Source organism: Micrococcus sp. CS26 (assembly GCF_055522295.1).
The window spans coordinates 142,288-160,025 of sequence record NZ_JBVFVY010000001.1 but is presented as its reverse complement, the minus strand read 5'-3'; the positions used below and the strand labels follow the sequence as shown (position 1 = coordinate 160,025).

Annotated in this window: 19 protein-coding genes; 14 read left to right on the top strand and 5 right to left on the bottom strand. The window is 69.4% G+C overall.

Annotated features, from left to right (window positions below; genetic code table 11):
* Nucleotides 1–62: 62 nt before the first annotated feature.
* The 7 genes from pnuC to ACZ1IK_RS00685 all read left to right on the top strand — a co-directional run bounded on the left by pnuC (nt 63) and on the right by ACZ1IK_RS00685 (nt 5,254).
* The gene (pnuC, locus tag ACZ1IK_RS00715; RefSeq protein WP_004167571.1) at nt 63–767 is read left to right on the top strand and encodes a nicotinamide riboside transporter PnuC; all 705 of its coding nucleotides are present in this window, start codon (nt 63–65) and stop codon (nt 765–767) included.
* A complete protein-coding gene (ribD, locus tag ACZ1IK_RS00710; protein WP_465098214.1) occupies nt 764–1,897 on the top strand; it encodes a bifunctional diaminohydroxyphosphoribosylaminopyrimidine deaminase/5-amino-6-(5-phosphoribosylamino)uracil reductase RibD in 1,134 nt (377 codons plus the stop codon). Before pnuC ends, ribD begins: the two co-directional genes overlap by 4 nt.
* Nucleotides 1,898–2,554, top strand: a complete 657-nt coding sequence (locus ACZ1IK_RS00705) for a riboflavin synthase (protein ID WP_036341523.1) — start codon at nt 1,898–1,900, stop codon at nt 2,552–2,554.
* Nucleotides 2,551–3,864: a bifunctional 3,4-dihydroxy-2-butanone-4-phosphate synthase/GTP cyclohydrolase II gene (locus ACZ1IK_RS00700; protein WP_020624533.1), complete on the top strand. Its 1,314-nt coding sequence runs from the start codon at nt 2,551–2,553 to the stop codon at nt 3,862–3,864. Before ACZ1IK_RS00705 ends, ACZ1IK_RS00700 begins: the two co-directional genes overlap by 4 nt.
* Nucleotides 3,861–4,343 carry a 6,7-dimethyl-8-ribityllumazine synthase gene (gene ribH / locus ACZ1IK_RS00695; protein WP_036383758.1) on the top strand — a complete coding sequence of 161 codons (483 nt, stop codon included), beginning with the start codon at nt 3,861–3,863 and terminating at the stop codon, nt 4,341–4,343. Before ACZ1IK_RS00700 ends, ribH begins: the two co-directional genes overlap by 4 nt.
* Before the next feature lie 355 nt (nt 4,344–4,698).
* Complete coding sequence (locus ACZ1IK_RS00690) at nt 4,699–4,989, top strand: hypothetical protein (RefSeq protein WP_235187721.1); 291 nt, start codon at nt 4,699–4,701, stop codon at nt 4,987–4,989.
* A 136-nt stretch (nt 4,990–5,125) separates the two neighbouring features.
* Nucleotides 5,126–5,254: a hypothetical protein gene (locus ACZ1IK_RS00685; RefSeq protein WP_257962973.1), complete on the top strand. Its 129-nt coding sequence runs from the start codon at nt 5,126–5,128 to the stop codon at nt 5,252–5,254.
* Between the two features lie 397 nt (nt 5,255–5,651).
* Here the strand turns inward: ACZ1IK_RS00685 and ACZ1IK_RS00680 are convergent, their stop codons facing one another.
* From ACZ1IK_RS00680 to ACZ1IK_RS00665, 4 genes are all read right to left on the bottom strand, one after another.
* Nucleotides 5,652–6,668 (bottom strand): CNNM domain-containing protein, encoded by a 1,017-nt coding sequence (locus ACZ1IK_RS00680; RefSeq protein ID WP_036313252.1) that lies wholly within the window; start codon nt 6,666–6,668, stop codon nt 5,652–5,654.
* A complete protein-coding gene (locus ACZ1IK_RS00675) occupies nt 6,668–8,089 on the bottom strand; it encodes a hemolysin family protein (RefSeq protein WP_101965474.1) in 1,422 nt (473 codons plus the stop codon). The genes ACZ1IK_RS00680 and ACZ1IK_RS00675 overlap by 1 nt, the downstream gene beginning before the upstream one ends.
* Before the next feature lie 385 nt (nt 8,090–8,474).
* Nucleotides 8,475–8,855 carry a hypothetical protein gene (locus ACZ1IK_RS00670; protein WP_036313258.1) on the bottom strand — a complete coding sequence of 127 codons (381 nt, stop codon included), beginning with the start codon at nt 8,853–8,855 and terminating at the stop codon, nt 8,475–8,477.
* A 9-nt stretch (nt 8,856–8,864) separates the two neighbouring features.
* Entirely contained in the window at nt 8,865–9,494 is a 630-nt protein-coding gene (locus tag ACZ1IK_RS00665; RefSeq protein WP_276319606.1) for a TetR/AcrR family transcriptional regulator, read from the bottom strand.
* 97 nt (nt 9,495–9,591) lie between these two features.
* Between ACZ1IK_RS00665 and ACZ1IK_RS00660 the strand changes: the two genes are divergently transcribed.
* The 6 genes from ACZ1IK_RS00660 (at nt 9,592) to ACZ1IK_RS00635 (ending at nt 15,211) form a co-directional block, all read left to right on the top strand.
* The gene (locus tag ACZ1IK_RS00660; protein WP_119217310.1) at nt 9,592–10,632 is read left to right on the top strand and encodes a hypothetical protein; all 1,041 of its coding nucleotides are present in this window, start codon (nt 9,592–9,594) and stop codon (nt 10,630–10,632) included.
* Nucleotides 10,633–10,696: 64 nt separating this feature from the next.
* Nucleotides 10,697–11,290 (top strand): NADPH-dependent F420 reductase, encoded by a 594-nt coding sequence (locus ACZ1IK_RS00655; protein ID WP_101963415.1) that lies wholly within the window; start codon nt 10,697–10,699, stop codon nt 11,288–11,290.
* 53 nt (nt 11,291–11,343) lie between these two features.
* The gene (locus ACZ1IK_RS00650; protein WP_080695846.1) at nt 11,344–12,192 is read left to right on the top strand and encodes an SDR family NAD(P)-dependent oxidoreductase; all 849 of its coding nucleotides are present in this window, start codon (nt 11,344–11,346) and stop codon (nt 12,190–12,192) included.
* A gap of 216 nt (nt 12,193–12,408) precedes the next feature.
* The gene (locus tag ACZ1IK_RS00645) at nt 12,409–13,008 is read left to right on the top strand and encodes a recombinase family protein (protein ID WP_101963414.1); all 600 of its coding nucleotides are present in this window, start codon (nt 12,409–12,411) and stop codon (nt 13,006–13,008) included.
* Nucleotide 13,009: 1 nt separating this feature from the next.
* The gene (locus ACZ1IK_RS00640; RefSeq protein WP_119217308.1) at nt 13,010–14,404 is read left to right on the top strand and encodes a Mu transposase C-terminal domain-containing protein; all 1,395 of its coding nucleotides are present in this window, start codon (nt 13,010–13,012) and stop codon (nt 14,402–14,404) included.
* Complete coding sequence (locus ACZ1IK_RS00635; RefSeq protein ID WP_036313271.1) at nt 14,405–15,211, top strand: AAA family ATPase; 807 nt, start codon at nt 14,405–14,407, stop codon at nt 15,209–15,211.
* Here ACZ1IK_RS00635 and ACZ1IK_RS00630 read toward each other — a convergent pair.
* Nucleotides 15,208–16,215 carry an IS481 family transposase gene (locus ACZ1IK_RS00630; RefSeq protein WP_101965471.1) on the bottom strand — a complete coding sequence of 336 codons (1,008 nt, stop codon included), beginning with the start codon at nt 16,213–16,215 and terminating at the stop codon, nt 15,208–15,210. The two genes, ACZ1IK_RS00635 and ACZ1IK_RS00630, sit on opposite strands and share 4 nt — an antisense overlap.
* A gap of 1,240 nt (nt 16,216–17,455) precedes the next feature.
* On the opposite strand from ACZ1IK_RS00630, the gene ACZ1IK_RS00625 reads away from it, so the two are divergent.
* Complete coding sequence (locus ACZ1IK_RS00625; protein WP_010078767.1) at nt 17,456–17,719, top strand: phosphoribosyl-ATP diphosphatase; 264 nt, start codon at nt 17,456–17,458, stop codon at nt 17,717–17,719.
* The last annotated feature ends 19 nt before the right edge of the window (nt 17,720–17,738 follow it).

The window sequence follows — 17,738 nt, the reverse complement described above, 5'->3', positions numbered from 1 at the left end:
GCGCGGGAGGGCTGCGGAGCGCACCCCTCGGAGTCCCGATCCGAGGAGGTGGTGTCACGGTCATGGACTGGCTGGTGGACGCGTTCAACTGGACCATCCCGGTCGCCGGCGGCGGCCTGCTCATGCGCGAGGTGCTGGGCAACGTCTTCGGCCTCGCCTCCGCCCTGGGCGGCATGGCGCGCAGGGTCTGGGCCTGGCCCGTGGGCATCCTCGGCAACCTCATCCTGCTGACGGTCTTCCTCGCCTCCCTGTTCACGGGGGCCGATCACGCCACCCTGCTCGGCCAGGCCGGCCGACAGGTCATGTTCATCGCCGTCTCCGTCTACGGCTGGGCGCGCTGGCGTCAGGCCCGCCGGGGCCACGCCGAGGACGCTCCCGCCATCACCCCGGAGTGGGCCGGCTGGCGCGGGCGCGTGTTCCTCGTGACGGCCATGGCGGTCGGCACCGTCGCCCTCACCCCGGTGTTCCGCGCGCTGGGTTCGTGGGAGCCGGTGTGGGCGGACGCCTGGACGTTCGTGGGATCGCTGCTGGCGACCTACGGCATGGCGCGCGGCTGGGTGGAGTTCTGGCTGATCTGGGTGGCCGTGGACGTCGTCGGCGTGCCCCTGCTGTGGAGCACCGGCTACTACGCCTCGGCCGTGATGTACGCCTTCTACGGCGCCTTCACCCTGATCGGCTTCTTCGTGTGGCTGCGCGCCACAGACCGGGACAAGCCCGCCGTGGAGACGCTGCTGCCGGACGGCCCCGAGGGGGACGTCGCCCGATGAGCGCCGCTGAGACCCCGTCCGCCGACCCCATGGACCTCGCCGTCCGCGCCGCGCTGCGCGGTGTGCGCGGCGCCAACCCCCTCGTCGGGGCCGTCCTGACCGACGAGGCCGGCCGCGTCCTGGCCGTCGGCCACCACCGTGGACGGGGGACCGCCCACGCCGAGGTCGACGCCCTGACCCGCTGGCGGGCCGCCCGCACCACGGATCCGGCCCTGGCCGCCCTCGACCCCGCCGGCCTGACGCTGCACGTCACCCTTGAGCCCTGCGACCACACCGGCAGCACCGGCCCCTGCTCGCAGGCCGTCCTGGACGCGGGGATCGGTGCACTGCGCTACGCCGTCGCGGACCCCACCGGCCACGACGGCGGCGGCGCGGCCCGCCTCGCCGCGCACGGGGTGCGCGTCACCGGCCCCACCGGCGAGGAGGCCGCGCTCGCACTCACCGCCCGCTGGCGCGAGGTCCGCGACGCAGGCCGCCCGTGGGTGACCGGGCACCTCGCCCAGTCCCTCGACGGCCACGCCGCGGCCGCCGACGGCACGAGCCAGTGGATCACCGGCCCGGACTCCCGCGTCCACGCCCACGAGGTGCGCTCCCGCGTCGACGCCATCGTCGTCGGCACGGGGACCGTCCTGGCCGACGACCCCCGCCTCACCGCCCGTGACGCCGCCGGCGCCGAACTCGCGCACCAGCCCGTGCCCGTCGTCCAGGGCCACCGGCCCGTGCCCGACGGCGCCGCCCTGCGCGCCCACCCGGTCCTGCTGCACGTGCCCGACCACGATCCGCACGCCGTCCTCGCCGCGCTCGCCGCCCACCCCGGGCCCTGGCCCCACGGCCGCCGTGCCGAGCACGTGCTCATCGAGGGCGGGCCCCGCGTGCTCGGCGCGTGGCTGCGCGCCGGCCTCGTGGACGAGCTCATGGTCTACACCGCGCCCCTGCTGCTCGGCCCGGGCCGCGCCGCCGTCGCCGGCCTGGACGTCGCCACGCTGTCCGAGGCACTGCGCTGGCACCCCGACCCCGCGGAGGGTGGCCCCGTCCGTGCCCTCGGGGACGACGTCTGGACCCACCTGAGCCCGGTGCCGGCCCCGCGCCTGCCCACCGCCCCCGCCCCGACCCGTTTCCAGGAGGACTGAGTGTTCACCGGCATCGTCACCCATCTCGGCACCGTCGTCGCCCTCGAGCACGACGCGGCCGCCGACACCGCCCTGCTGACCCTCGACGCCGGCGGCGCCCTCGACGGGCTGCCCGCCGGCGGCTCGCTCGCCGTCGACGGCGTGTGCCTCACGGCCCTCGACGAGCCCACGGGGCGCCCCGGCGTGTTCCGTGCCGACCTCATGGGCCAGACGCTGCGGATGACCAGCCTCGGCGACCGCGCCCCGGGGGACCGGGTCAACCTCGAGCGCTGTCTGCGCCCCACCGACCACCTGGACGGGCACGTGGTCCAGGGCCACGTGGACGGGACCGGCCAGGTCCTCGCGGTCACCCCGCACGGGGCCTGGACCACCCTGCGCATCGGCCTGCCCGCCCGCCTGGCGCGTTACGTCCCCGCGCAGGGGGCCATCGCCCTGCAGGGCGTCTCCCTCACCGTCACCGCCGTCTCCGACCCGGGTGCGGCCGCGCACTGGTTCGAGGTCGGCATCATCCCGGCCACACTCGAGGCCACCACCCTGGGCGCCCTGCGGCCGGGCGACCGCGTCAACCTCGAGACCGACGTGCTCGCCCGGTACGCCGAGCGCCTCGCGCTCATCCCCTCCGCCCCCGCCGCACCCACCGAGGAGGCCCGCCCGTGAGCGAGCACATCCGTCTGGACCCCGTCCCCGCGGCGATCGCCGCGATCGCCGCCGGCCGGCCCGTCGTCGTCGTGGACGACGCCGACCGCGAGAACGAGGGCGACCTGATCTACGCGGCCGCCCTGGCCACGGACGAGGTCACCGCCTTCACCGTCCGCCACACCTCGGGCGTCATCTGCGCGCCCCTGCCGGCCGGCCTGGCCGACCGCCTGGCCCTGCCGCCCATGACCACCGTCAACGAGGACCCCAAGGGGACCGCCTACACCGTGAGCGTGGACGCCGCCGCCGGCGTCACCACCGGCATCTCCGCCGCCGACCGCACCCGCACCCTCCGCGTGCTCGCCGACCCCGGTGCCGCCCCCGGTGACCTGACCCGGCCCGGTCACGTGTTCCCCCTGCGCGCCGTCCCCGGCGGCGTCCGGGCCCGCCGCGGCCACACCGAGGCCGGCGTCGAGCTGTGCCGCCTGGCCGGCGTCGCGCCCGTGGCCGCCATCGCCGAGCTCGTCCACGACGACGGCACCATGATGCGCCTGCCCGCCCTGCGGGAGTTCTCCGATGAGCACGGCCTCGTGCTCATCTCCATCGAGGACCTCGTGGCCCACCTGGAGGAGACGACGCCGACCCTGACCGCCGTCCCCGCCGAGGCCACCCTGCCGACCCGGCACGGCCTGTTCCGCGTGAGCGTGCACGTGGACGCCGAGACCGGGGCTGAGCACCTGCTGCTCGTGGCGGGGGAGACCGACCCGGAGCGTCCCCTCACCGTCCGCGTGCACTCGGAGTGCCTCACCGGCGACGTGCTCGGCTCCCTGCGCTGCGACTGCGGCCCCCAGCTCGAGGACGCACTTGCCCGCGCGGCGGCCGAGGGCGGCGCCGTCCTCTACCTCCGGGGCCACGAAGGACGCGGCATCGGCCTGGCCAACAAGATCCGCGCCTACCGACTCCAGGAGGAGGGGATGGACACCGTCGAGGCCAACCTCGCCCTCGGTCTGCCCGCCGAGGCGCGCGACTGGGCCGGGGCCGCCGCCGTCCTCACGGCCGCCGGCCATCGGCGCATCCGCCTGGTCACCAACAACCCCGCGAAGGTCGCGGGGCTGCGGGCGGCCGGCATCGACGTCGTCGAGCGTGTCCCGGCCCCCACGCCCGTCACCGAGCACAACGTCGTCTACCTGCGCACCAAGCGGGACCGCATGGCCCACGCCCTGGCGGACCGCGTGCTCGAACCGCCGACGGCCACCGGCGGCCCCGCCACGCCGGCCGATGACCCGACCACCGACCCGACCCACCCCACCCACCAGGAGGACACCCCATGAGCGGCGCCGGAGCCCCGACCTTCACCCCCGACCCCGCCGCTGCGAGCGGCCTGAACGTGGCGATCGTCGCCGCCCAGTGGCACACGGAGATCATGGACGGGCTGATCGCCGGGGCGCAGGCCGCCGCGGCCGACCTGGGCCTGGAGCCCGTGCTCGTGCGCGTGCCCGGCACCGTCGAGCTCACCGTCGCTGCGGCGCGGCTGGCGGAGCGCTTCGACGTCGTCGTGGTCCTCGGCGTCGTGGTGCGCGGGGACACCCCGCACTTCGACTACGTGTGCCAGTCCGTGACCCAGGGCGTGACGGAGGTCTCGGTGCGCACCGGCGTTCCCGTGGGCTTCGGCGTGCTCACCGTGGACACCGACCAGCAGGCCCGCGACCGGGCGGGCCTGCCCGGATCCCGAGAGGACAAGGGACGCGAGGCCCTCGAGGCGGCCGTCCTCACCGAGCTCGCGCTGCGCTCGGTCACGCCACGGGACTGAGGGTGGCCGGGCGGGGCTGCCTGCTGGGTCGGCTGCTCTCGACGTGGACCCTGTCCCCGGGGCCGGTGGGGTGATCGCAGGCCGGTCAACCGGGCCCGTCCGGAACGCCGGCAGCCCCGCGCCGTCATGGATGGGCTCATCAGGGCCTCCCCGTCGCGGGGGACCCGACGGTCGAGGCGGAGACGCGACGCCCCCGCCCTTCGTTTCGCTCGCGGCCTCCTCGGTCCGTCGTCCACTTCCCGAACCGTCAGGGCTGGCCACTGACCCAGAACGCTCTCACCGCCGCGGACGGGGTGACCCTGCGGCCCATCTCACCTCGGACGGCTGCGGCGGGGTGCACAGAGCCTGCCGGAGCGTGGCCGCGTTCCAGCAGTCCATGGCCCTGCTGGAAGCTGTGGACCGGCTCACCGAGGTGGGCATCGTCGTCTCGGACTACCGAGACCGCATCACCCCCAAGGACCAGGCCGTCGCCGTCGTGGAGCTGCGCGAGACCGGGCGGCTGCTCACCCCCCTGGCGCCCGCCCGCTCCATCGTCCCCGAGACACGTCTGGCCTGCGACTGGTTGGGCCGCTATGAGAAGGACGAACCCGTCGCCACCGCCTACGCCGATCTGGCCGCAGTCATCTCCGAAAGAATCACCGCATGAACGAGAGGTGGTCCGAACCCGACCTCAGCCTGCGAGCACGGCGCCGCAAGCCCATCCCGGCACCCCGAACCCCAGCCCCGGAGCGGTGATCCCCGCAGAACCAGCTGGTGGGTCGGCGCGGCGTGGCGCGCCGACCGTGGCACTGAACGTGCGGGTGCCTGAAGCGACCCGCGAGGCGGTGCGTCGAGAGGCCGCCGCGAACCCGGTGACGCCCAGCCAGGCAGCGGGTATCAAGGATCTGGTCCGCGCACATCTGATGTGCTGACCGGTGCGCCAGGTCGAGGGGTCTGAGCTGCTCCTTCGGGCCATCGGGGGCACCTACCCCTCCAGGGCTGAGGACCCCTGAGCGTCCCGTGTTCACTGCGCAACGTGGGCAGGGTGAAAGACGTCTGCCGCAAACCCCCGCTGGGGCCGGTGTTGGAGTGAGCTGCTTGCGGTCAGTTCTCGGCCGCCTGGCAGGCGACTCGGGGAGGCTGCCGGAGACGTCTGGGGCACGTGCCAGAAACGAGCCTTCAGTCGTTGCACCCCGTGAGCCGGAGCATGACTGAGCCCATTGAGGCCGGAATGGGGGGCGAGGCCACTGTGCCGATTCTGATTCTTTGTCCACACCACCGCGGGGGCCGTTTCAGCGGCCCCCGCGGTGGTGTTGCCGAGGTGTGGACTCAAGCCGCGCGGGGCAACACTCCGCGCAAGACGTCGGTGAGGGTGACGACCCCAGTGAACCGGTTGTCCTGGGTCACTGCGGCCAGCTGGCGGCTGTTGCGGCGCATGGAGGCAAGTGCTTCGTGCAACGGTGTGGTGGAGGGCAGCGTCAGAGCCTGCTGGGTAAGCGGCTGGATTGGCGCAGAAGACTCCATCGTGAGGGTGTCCCGCACGTGAACGACGCCCGGAACGCTCTCCGGGGTATGGTCCGGCTGGACCAGGATACGCAGATGTCCCGAGCGCGCAGCGGCATTCTGGACCGCCTCCACGTCGGCATCGGGGGCGACCTTGACCGGGTGCTGACCCTGGGGGAGGAGGTCTCCGAGAGTGAGGGTCTGAAGATCCAATGCACCGGCCAAGGCTTCATGCTTCTGCGGGTCCAGGGTCCCGGCGGCTGCGGAGTGCTCCACCAGCTGACGAATGGCCGCTGCGTCGTAGCCGCCCACGGCGGCTTGGTCCACGGGGGTGACGCCGCTGAGCGTCACGAGGCGGTTGGCCAGCCGGTTGGCCAGCAACAGCAGGGGGCGAACGGTCCAGACGAAGGCGCGTGCGGGCACGGCCACGGCTTTGGCTGCGGTCTCGGGATGGGCAATGGCCCAGGACTTGGGGGCCATCTCCCCGATGACCAGGTGAAGGAAGGTCACGGCCAGAAGGGACAGGACGAAGGAGGCGGTTCCGGCTGCCGCTGCGGGGATGCCCCAGTCCTCCAGGACGGGGCCGAGCCATGCGTCGACGGCCGGCTTGGTGATCGCTCCCAGGGCGAAGGTGCACAAGGTGATGCCCAACTGGGCTGCGGCGAGCATGAGGGTCAGCTCGTCGACTCCCTTGAGAGCGGCCCGTGCGGCGCGGCTGCGTCCTGCCTCGGCCTCCAGCCGGTGCCGGCGGGCGCCCAGCAGGGAGAACTCCATGATGACGAAGATCGCGCTGAGCACGATCAGCGCTGTGGTCACGAGCATGACGATCAGTGGACCGTGCATCATCGCTCCTCGTCCGTGGTGGCGTCGGGCTGGGCCTCGTGGGCGGCATGGCTGCCGGCGGTGTCAGAGCGGGGCACCTCGATGAGGTGGATCCGCAGTCGAGCCGGGACCCTGCGTTGGATGGAGAGGACCTCGACCTGCAGGTGGCGGTCGTAGACCTCCTCAGCCCCGAAGTCTCGTGGGTCCTCGGGCAGGTCGATCCTGATGACCTCGCCTTCCCGGGGCAGACGGCCCAGAGCGTCGATGATCAGACCGGCGGCGGACTCGGCCTCGGTCACGGGCAGGGGGTGCCCGACGAGGCGCTCGAGCTCGTCCAGGTGGGCCTCTGCGCTCAGGACCCAGGAGTGCAGGCCTGTGGCGGTGATCTCCTCCTGGGGGTGCAGGTCGTGCTCGTCCGTGAGCTCGCCCACGAGCTCCTCCGCGAGGTCTTCCACTGTGAGCACGCCGACGAAGCCGCCGAACTCGTCCACGATGCACGCCATCTGCTGCCCTGAGCCGTCGAGCTCCCGGGCTGCGTCGGGCAGGGACATCATCGTGGGCAGCACCAGTGCAGGGCGCATCAGGGCGGACACGGGGGTGTCCGGGGCCATCCGGGTCTCACCGAGCAGGTCGGTGAGGTGGACTACCCCGAGCGGTTCGTGTTCGTTCGAGATCACCGGGTAGCGGGTGTGGCCGGTGGCCATCAGGTCGCGCACCTGAGCCAGGGAGGTCTGGGGCTGAACCTCGTCCACACGCGAGCGGGGCACCATCGCGTGCTGCACGTCCTGGTCTGGGAAGTCCAGCACCCGGTCGATCAGGACGGAGACCTCCGCGGGCAAGGATCCGGAAGCTCTGGAGTCCAGGGCAATGCGGTCCAGGTCCTCGGCGGAGGCGGTGCTGTCGACGTCGTGCACTGGCTCGATGCGCAGGAGCTTGAGCAGCACCTCGGCCGCCTTGTCGAAGACCCAGATGAGCCAGCCGAACAGGCCGAGGTAGATCTGTGTGGGCCGGGCCAGAGCGCGGGCCAGGGGCTCGGGGTTGGCGATGGCCAAATTCTTGGGGTACAGCTCGCCGATGATCATCTGCACCAGGGTGGCCACCACCAGTACGCCCAGCGTGGAGATGGCGATGACCACTTCAGAAGGCAGTGCGGTGCCGCCGAGCAACTCGGTCAGGGCCGCACCCACCATCGGCTCTGCCACGTAGCCCACCATGAGGCCTGTGACCGTGATCCCCAGCTGCGCGCCGGAGAGCATGAAGGAGGTGCGGCGAGTGACCTGCAGTGCGCGGGCGGCGGCGCGGTCGCCGGCCTTGGCGGCGGTCTGCAGGCGGACGCGGTCTACAGACATGTACGCGAATTCCTGGGCCACGAAGAAGCCGTTGGCGGCGATGATCGCCAGGATGATGAGGGATCCGAGGATCAGTGTCAGGACTGGATCCATGCCTGAGTCACCTCCCCACGAGGTGCAGGCGACCCCGCCAGCTGCGGGGTGGGGTGGGGGTGACGCTCGGACTGTCACCAGGGCAGGCGGCTGGGCCGTCGCTCATGTATTCAGGGGCTCCATAAGGGGTCGAATGAATAATGGCGGCACATTACCACCGGTAACCGGTCGCAGGGCAAGGTGGGGTGTGGCCTCGCCGCCGACATCGGGCATCTGCCCGCCAGGATGTCCAGCCGGGTATACCCCTTTACACGCCCCGTCCGCCCACGAGAGCATCACGTCAGAAACGGTCCTGTGGAGTTGATCTTTGTGTGGCGGCATCTTGTGGTCGCTGTCTGGCGCTTGACGCCGTCATGACTGGTCGCCCAGACGCGCGTGGAGGTTGCTACCTCGATTTGCGGGTGGCGTACCAGGCGCCGATGATCACCAGGACCTGCGCTGGGATGCGGAGTGCGACGACGGCGGTCGGGATGCCGAGCTTCTCCGTCGCTTCGGGGTTGCGGAGCTGATCGATCGCAGGGGGAAGAGTTCCGGCGAGCATGATGGTCGCGGCCCAACGAGCGATGGGGTTGAGGGGCGGGATGAGGAAGCTTGCCCCGATCCCGGTGAGGGTGACGGTCGCGGCGCCCTGCACTTGGTCGCCATGTTCGGCGATCTGTTCCGGGATGAGGGCGGTGAAGAATTCGCGGTGAGTGGCTTGGATGATGCCGGCTCCGATGAACAGGGTCCCGAGGCCGGTGCGTAGAACGGTCTGCTTCTTCGACATGGTGTTCTCCTAGTTGTGCTGGTCTACTGCGGTGGTGGTGCCGGTGAGGTAGGTCTGGATCGTCGGGGCGATGTGTGCCACGAGCTCGTCGTGCGACATCGCCGTGATCGGGGGAACTTTCACGATGTAGCGAGCCATCGCGACACCGAGCAGGTGCGATGCGGAGATCGCGATGCGCTGCGTCCGCTCGTCGTCGGCCGCTGACGTCTGGTCACGGAGGCGTGCTCCGAGGATGTCGAGGAGCATGGTCGCGGCGTGCTCGGAGGTCGTCGCGGAGCGGACCAGCGAGAGCAGGATCGCGCGAGTGTCGGGCTCTTCCCACATCCGCAGGTAGCTGTCGGTGATGCGGGCGCCGAGTTGGGCAGGGTCGCCCTCGAGGGCGGCGGCCATCCGCTGCGGGATCGTCGTCCGATCGGCGACGGTGCTGGCGAAGAGAGCTACTTTGTCGCCGAAGAAGTGGCGGATCAGCGCGGGGTCGACCCCGGCGGCACCGGCGATGGCCCGCACGGATGCGCCCTCATAGCCGAGTTCGGCGAACAGTTCCTTCGCGGCGTCGAGGATCGCGTCTCGGGTGCCGCTGTCGCCCGAGCGGCGCCCGCTTGGCCGCTTCCTGGTCGTGTCGTCGTTCACCGGGGTCACCGCGTCAGTGTACTCCACGTCTGAGGATTTCCTCAGGCGTGGAATTAGGTCTAGGGTAGCCGCATCAACCTCGTTCCCACTCTCTGGAGACAGCCTCATGGACAGTGCCATCCCCTCGCCCCCACCGCACACGAAATGGCCCGCTGCCGTACTGATCGGCGTCGTCGCGTCGGTGCTTCTCGCCGTGGTGGTGCTGGCGTTCCTGTGGCCGAGCAAGACCTCCGGCACCCACGACCTGCCGGTCAGCGTCGCCGGTCCCGCCGCATCCGTCACCGCGCTCGAGACGGCGCTGGGGGAGACGGGGACGTTCGACTTCGTCGAGGCCGCCGACCGTGACGAGGCCGTGGCGCAGATCGAGTCGCGCGAGACCTACGGGGCGATCGTCCTCGGCGACAACCCCGCGGATGCGCCGGAGGTGCTGACCGCACCGGCCGGCAGCGCGGTCGCCGCACAGCTGCTCACCGGCGTGGCGACGCAGTTGCAGGCGCAGATGGCGGAGCAGGTCGCCGCCGCCGGCGGAGACGCCTCCACCGTCAAGGTGGCCGTCACCCCGGTTGTGCCCCTGTCTGGCTCCGATCCCACCGGCGCCGGGCTCGCGGCCGCGTCGTTCCCGCTGGCGATCGGCGGCATGCTCGGCGGCGTACTCATCTCCCTGCTCGTCGTCGGGGCGGTGCGCCGCCTTGCCGCGGTCGGTGCTTTCGCCGTGGCTGCGGGGTTGATCCTGGCGTTCATCATGCAGACCTGGTTCCATTACCTGCAGGGCGACTTCTGGCTGAACGCCCTCGCAATGGGATTGACGATGCTCGCGACCTCGGCGTTCATCGTCGGCTGCACCTCCCTGTTCGGCCGGGTCGGCATGGGTATCGGCGCAGTGGTCACGATCTTCATCGGCATCCCGCTCTCCGCGGCCGCGGTCCCGTGGCAGTTCCTCGCCGCCCCGTGGGGGGCGATCGGCCAGTTCCTCGTGCCGGGCGCCTCGAGCACCCTGATCCGTACCCTCAGCTACTTCCCGGACGCCAGCAGCGCACAGCAGTGGTGGACGCTCACCGGTTGGGTTGCGCTCGGCGTGATCCTCGCCCTGGTCGGTCACTTCCGGAGCCGCCCCAGCATGCACGTGCCCGAATCCACCATCGAATAGCCCACCCTCTCGGCGCACGCCGCGCAACCCTCAGACGACCGCACGACCTGAAGGAGACAAACCCATGAAGATCGGAATCCTGGGCACCGGACGTGTCGCAACCACGCTCGGTGAGCGCCTCATCTCCCGCGGACACACCCTCGTCTACGGCTCCCGAGAACCTGCCAGCGGCAGCGCCACTCAGCAAGACGCAGTGTCAGCCTCGGACATCGTGATCACCGCGATCCCCGGCGCCGCGGTGCTCGACACGCTCGATGCTCTCGGCGATGACGCCCTGACCGGGAAGATTCTGCTCGACCCGTCGGTGCCGGTCGGCGCAGACGGGCAACTGCTGTTCCCGGGCGACAGCCTCGCCCGCCGCGTCCAGGAGCGCTTCCCTGCCCTGCGGGTCGTGAAGACCCTGAACACGATGAACACGAGCATGATGACCGACCCTGCCGACACGGTGGCGAACCCGATGGTCTTCGTCTCTGGCGACGACCCCGACGCCAAGGCGACGGTGCGTGAGCTCCTGCATGATCTGGGGTGGTCGGACCAGGACATCCTCGACCTGGGAGGAGTGGAAACAGCGGTCGGCACCGAGCACGCCTTCCACCTGTTCTTTGGAGTCCTGACGGCGCTGCAGTCTCCGCAATTCACTCTGTCCGTAGCCCGATAGACCCACCAGCTCCGGTGGACCGGACTGGCAACACGAAAGGAAGGTCAACTCTTATGCGACTGCAGAACAAGACCGCATTGATCGCTGGCGGCACGGGCGGAATGGGTCGCGCCAGCGCCCGCCTCTTCGCGAAGGAAGGCGGCACCGTGTTCGTCGCCGCCCGGCGCCCCGAGCCCGGCAACAACCTCGTGAAAGAGATCACCGACGCCGGAGGCCGCGCCCACTTCGTCGAACTCGACACCACCAAGCAGGACCAATGGGATGCTGCTGTGTCCGCCATCAAGGCCGAAACAGGAGCGTTGCACGTGCTGCTGAACATCGTCGGCAGCAACGACCTCACCGTCATCCCCCACGTCGACGTCGCCGAGTGGAACCGCATCTTCGAGGTCAACGTCAACGGCACCCTGATCGGCATGCAGGCCTGCGCCCCTCTAATGAAGGACTCCGGGGGCGGATCGATCATCAACATCGGCTCCGTCGCTGGCATCACAGGCACCTTCTCCGCCGCCTACAGCGCCTCAAAATGGGCCCTCGAAGGGCTGTCCCGCTCGGCCGCGTACACGCTCTCCGACTGGGGCATCCGAGTGAACGTCATCCAGCCCGGCTTCATCGAAACCGACATGACCAAACCGATGACCGCGAACCCGCTGATGCACCACCAGTTCAAGAAGACGATGGAGAACACCATCCTCCTTCGCCGGGCAGGCAAGGCTGAAGAGATTGCCACGACCGCGCTGTTCCTCGCCAGCGACGACTCCTCCTACATCACCGGCACCGACATCGTGGTCGACGGCGGCTGGAGCTCCTCCGCCGCCTACCTCGGTAACGAACGCGAACACAACATGCTCGGCCTCCTCGCCAAGAAAGAAAAAATCGAGCACCTCTTCCATCCCGGCTCCTAAACCGTCTCCACGACAGCTGGACGAACCCGGCGCGCGTGCGCAAGCAGCAGCGACCAGCGTCTCCAAAACCAACAGTTTTACGAGACGCCGTGTTTGGCGACCACGGGGCCGGCGCGAGCTGGGTCGACGGGAGGCCGGGAGTGTCTCGCGAAGTCGTCGCACCGCGTTCTGTCTCAGACCTTCCGGTGAAGATGATTTATGAGGCATGATCACGTCATGAGGCTTCTGGGGTACACACGGGTGTCGACGGCGGGGCAGGATCCCGCGCTGCAGCTCGACGCTCTCCTCGCGGCTGGGGTGCAGCGGCGGGATGTGTTCTCGGATGTAACGTCCGGCGCGAAGAGCGCGGCAGAGCGTCCGGGCATGAAGAAGCTCCTGTCCTACGCAGAGCCTGAGGACACGGTCGTGGTGTGGAGGATCGATCGGCTGGGGCGATCTCTGATCGACGTGCTCAATACCGTGAACCTGCTGCGAGACCGCGGCGTGAAGATCCAATCCGTCTCCGATGGGATCGACCCCGAGACCTCGTCGGGACGGCTGATGCTCGGGATGCTGGCAACGCTGGCGGAGTATGAGCGGGAGCTGATCACCGAGCGCGTCAACGCCGGCATCGCCGCGGCCCGGGCCCAGGGAACGAAGTTCGGTCGACCGCCCGTGAACCCCGAGGTCGTAGATCGCAAGCTCGCAATCGCCGCCGAAGAACGGGCGAAGGGGCGCACGGCCGAGGAGGCTGCGCGTCTCGTGGGGTGGTCACGGGCGACGCTCTACCGCCACCAGCGGAACACGGCCGCTCGCGAGAGTGTCAAGCAGGCTTGACATGGACGGGCCGCAGAAGTGGAACATTCTGCGGCTCCACATCGAAGACGGTATCCCCTTAGCGAGCCTTGCGCGCGAGACCGGGATCGGCACACGCACGCTCTCACGCTGGCACTCCGCCTATCGAGCCGGTGGCGTCGCCGCTCTCGAACGGACACCGCGCGCCGACGCCGGCGCACGGCGTACTGCGCCTGAGCTGGTGGTGTTCGTGGAGCACCTGGCACTGACCAGACCACGCCCGAGCATCGCCACACTGCATCGCCTGGCAGCGGCCGAGGCCTCGAGAACAGGCAAGAAGCCCCCGAGCTACGCGACGGTGCGTTCGATCGTGCAGGCACTGGATCCCGGCATGGTGACCCTCGCACTCGAGGGCCCAGCCTCCTACCGGGACCGCCACGAACTCGTGTACCTCCACCGTGCCGAACACCCCAATGCCTTGTGGCAGGCCGACCACACCGAGCTCGACATCCTCATCAAGGACCCCAGCGGGAGACCCTCACGGCCCTGGCTGACCACGATCATGGACGACTACTCGCGGGCGATCTGCGGGTACATGGTCTTCGAGGGAGCCCCTTCAGCGATGAACACCGCACTGGCGCTACGCCAGGCGATCTGGCCCAAGAACGATCCGGCCTGGTCGATGTGCGGCATCCCCGACGCTCTCTACGTCGACCACGGCAGTGACTTCACCAGTCACCATCTCGAATACACGGCGATCGCCTTGAAGATCCGCATCATCCACTCCACCGTCGGCCGGCCCCAAGGCAGAGGCAAGATCGAGCGGTTCTTCCAGACCGTCAACACCGAAGTGCTCGCGACCTTGCCTGGACATCTCACCCCGGGCCACCCTCAGGCTGTGCCCGCCCTGGAGCTGGCCGGATTGGACCGAGCGATCGGGGAGTTTGTCGGCCAGTACAACGAGCGCACGCATGCTGCAATTCGTACGAGCCCGAAAGCGGCCTGGATCGGTGAGGGGTGGATGCCGAGGATGCCCGAGAGCCTCGAGGAGCTCGACGGCCTCCTCTTGCGAGTCTCCAAGCACCGCACGATCCAGCGGGACGGCATCCACTTCCAAGGACAGCGCTACCTCTCACCCACGCTCGCCCCCTTCGTCGGGCGCACCATCACCATCCGTTATGACCCTCGCGACCTCTCCGAGATCCGTGTCTATGACCACGACACCTTCGTGTGCACGGCGATCGATGAAGCCCACCCCAACCAGCGGTACAGCCTCCATGACATAGAGACCGCGCGCCGGGCCCGCCGACGAGAACTCCGCCGGGGCATCAACGACCGCATCCCCGCCGCCAATCGATCCCAGCCAGAACCACCCGCGCCACCACCTCCCGCACAGCGGAAGCGGAAGCAGCTACGGACCTACGAAGAGGACGAGTAGATGAGTCGCGATTTCATCGTCACCAAGGAGCACCGCCGCTTCACCGAGTTCGCAGGCGCCATCCGCAAGGACGTCACCATCGGCATCTGCCATGGGGAGGCAGGCGTCGGCAAGACCCAGTCGGCCCGCAGATACGCCCACTGGGACATGCTCGAGCCCTTCATCCAGGACTGGGGGCCGCGCAGCGATGCCGACCTGAAGCACTACGCGGCCGCCCACCGTTCCCGCACCGTCTTCTACACCCCCGAGGTCCTCCCCAAGCACCGTGACCTCATGCGCGATATCGAGTTCTACCGTGCAAAAGTGGGAATCCTGATCTACGAACACCTCTGCGAGATCGGCAAGATCACGACCACGGTGGTGCCCCGCACCATCGACTTCACCGAACTGATCATCATCGATGAAGCCGAGCGACTCACCCCGACAGCACTCGAGCTCCTACGGGACCTCCACGATCGCCACCACGTCGCCCTGATGTTCATCGGCATGCCCGGCATCGACCAGCGTTTCCGCCACTACCCCCAGCTCTACAGCCGCCTCGGCTTCTCCCACCGCTACCGCGCCCTCGCACAAGAGGAGCTGCTGTTCGTTCTGACTCGTCACTGGAAACGCCTCGGCCGCACCCTCGACCCCGAAGACTTCACCGACGCGCAGGCCATCGCCGCGATCGAACGCATCACCCGCGGCAACTTCCGCCTCCTCGAACGGCTATTCCCTCAGATCGGCCGCGTCCTGAAGATCAACCAACTCGACACCATCACCGACGACGTCATCGAAGCTGCCGCCAGCACCTTGGTCACCGGCTAGCTGTAGGAGGGCATGACGTTGTTGACTCGGGCCGGTGCCAACGAGGTTGGCGGGGCGTCTCCGCAGGAGGTATGAGGCCGATGGTAGTTGTAGTGGTTCACCCACACCGCCAGGGCCTCACGCCGAGCTTGCTCTGAGGTGTAGGGGCGGGCGTAGAGGACCTCATCGACCATCAGCCGGTTGTACCTCTCCACCTTCCCGTTGTGACGCGGGGTGTAGGGTCGGATCCGGTGATGCCGGCCTCCGAGCGAGACCACCTTCCGGGTGAAGTCCGCAGCCCGGTAGTTGTTTCCGTTGTCCGTGATCACCCGGTCCACGGTGATGCCGTGGGCGGCGAAGAACGCCCTCGCCCGGCAGTAGAAGCTCACGGTCGTGGCCGCCCGCTCGTCCTCCAACGCTTCGGTGTAGGCCAGCCGGGTGAACCCGTCGATCGCCGAGTGCAGGTAGGTGTAGCCGACCCGCCGGCCTGCACCACGCTTGGAAGCACGGCCTGCTTCACTTTCACGTCCGTGGGTGCGCCAGCCGCCCCCGTCTGGGATCTTCCCGATCTTCTTCACATCCAGGTGCACCATGTGCCCCGGCTCTCTCGCGGTGATCTTCTGGGGTCGTTGGCGCAGGTCTTCTCCGGCCGGGGTCAGGTCCCGTAGGCGGGAGATCCCGAGTCGGTGCAGCCACCGTCCCACGGTACGAAGACACACCCGGTGGCCCTCGGAGACGAGGTGGTGATGGATGCGCCGTGCGGACCACTTGCGCTCCCGCCGCAGGGCGTGGATCTGGGCGACCAGGACCGGATCGAGCTGGGCAGGTGAACGGTGCGGCCGGCTGGGCAGGTCCTGAAGGCCGGCTTCTCCCTGGGCGCGGTAGCGGGCGACCCAGGTGGCCACCGTGGGCCGGCTCACCCGGAACTCGGCGGCCACGTGTGCCTGCGGGATCCCGTCGTGCAGGTGGCGGTGGACCATCCTGAGTCGGCCAGTGGGGGTCAGGGGTGCGTTAGCGTGAGTCATGAGTGGGTCTTTTCGGGCAGGTGGGTGGTGTAGGAACTTCCATCCTGCGGGAGAGGCCCACTCGTCTCATCTCAGCCCGGTGCCCATGTCAAGAACCTCATGACCCACAACAGCTAGCGCCACCTACTGACTCACAGAAGCACGCCACTTACTGATCAAGTCCACAGAAACGGTCCCAAACCGAGCTGTTGGACAGAAGTGTCGGAGGGTCTGAGACGTGGTGGGACAGACCGTCGGGTGCGTGTGAGGCCACCCCCGTGGGAGTCGGCCGACGCCCCGCACCCACGAACGTCGGCTCACGTCAGGGCGAGCATGGCGACGCGCCGAGGGGACGGGCGCCGAAGCCTTCTCCCGATAGAACGAGCACGTGGCGAGCCGGTGGTTGAGGGGGCCCGGCACCAGGTCTGCGACGAAGGCCCATGAGGATCTCCAGCCCCGGAAGCCAGGCTCCAGCGCTGGGCAGCTCGGCACTGCTGGGCAGCCGAGCCATCTCCACGAGCTGCGCATCACCGGGATCCCGCTCCCATTCCATGCCTTCCACCGCATTGCCCGTGGCCACCCGCCAGCGGGAGAGGATCTTCTGCGCTCGCTGCAACCGGGCGCTCACTCGGTGTGCGGGACGGGATGGGTCGCCTTCATCGTGGTGGGTCATGCTCCAGTTCGCGGGTCCGAGCGCGGGGCTCTGCTCCTCGTCCGGGAAGGGGAGGAGGGCCACGACGGCTACCCCCAGATCCTCTCGCCGCATCATTCCTGTTCCCCGTCGGCGACGTGGGCGCGGCCGCGCCGCCCGCCGGTGACCTCCAGGGCCTGGACCCGAGGCCCGGACGCGTGGACAGTCGACGAGATGGATGTGTGCGTCGCGGAAGAGATCTGGTGCGGTGGGCCCGGGCGGGGTTCGGGGCAGTGATCGACCTGGTGGTGTCTCAGGTGTGCAAGGAGCGGTGTCGTCGCTGGGGTCAGAAACGAGCGTGTCGTGCCCACCTGTCGGAGGTCGCCCGGGCCATGCGTGCGGACCGGACGGGCACGTTCAGCCCGTCATCCCCACGTCCACGGCCGCCTCGCGCGCGTGCCCCGATGGGAGTGAAGGAACGTGCAGACATGGGAGGGGGAGGACGCTGAGCGGCCGGCACGTCCCACGTGGGCCCGTAGGTGCAGCGCGTGGCGAAGACCCCGCCGTCCCGTACGTCACAATGACCGACTCCGGTCTGGGCTGGAGGGGCAGGGTCGCTAGGGTGGTCCCGTGAAGACCTTCGACGAGCTGTACGCGGAACTGACGCGCAAGGTGCAGGAGCGCCCCGAGGGCTCCGGCACCGTGGCCCAGATCGACGCCGGCGTCCATGCGATCGGCAAGAAGGTCGTCGAGGAGGCGGCCGAGGTCTGGATGGCCGCCGAGTACGAGTCGGATGAGGCCGCCGCCGAGGAGATCTCGCAGCTGCTGTACCACGTGCAGACCATGATGATCGCCCGCGGCATCAGCCTCGAGGACGTCTACCGCCACCTCTGAGGCCGCCGGCCCCGTTCCC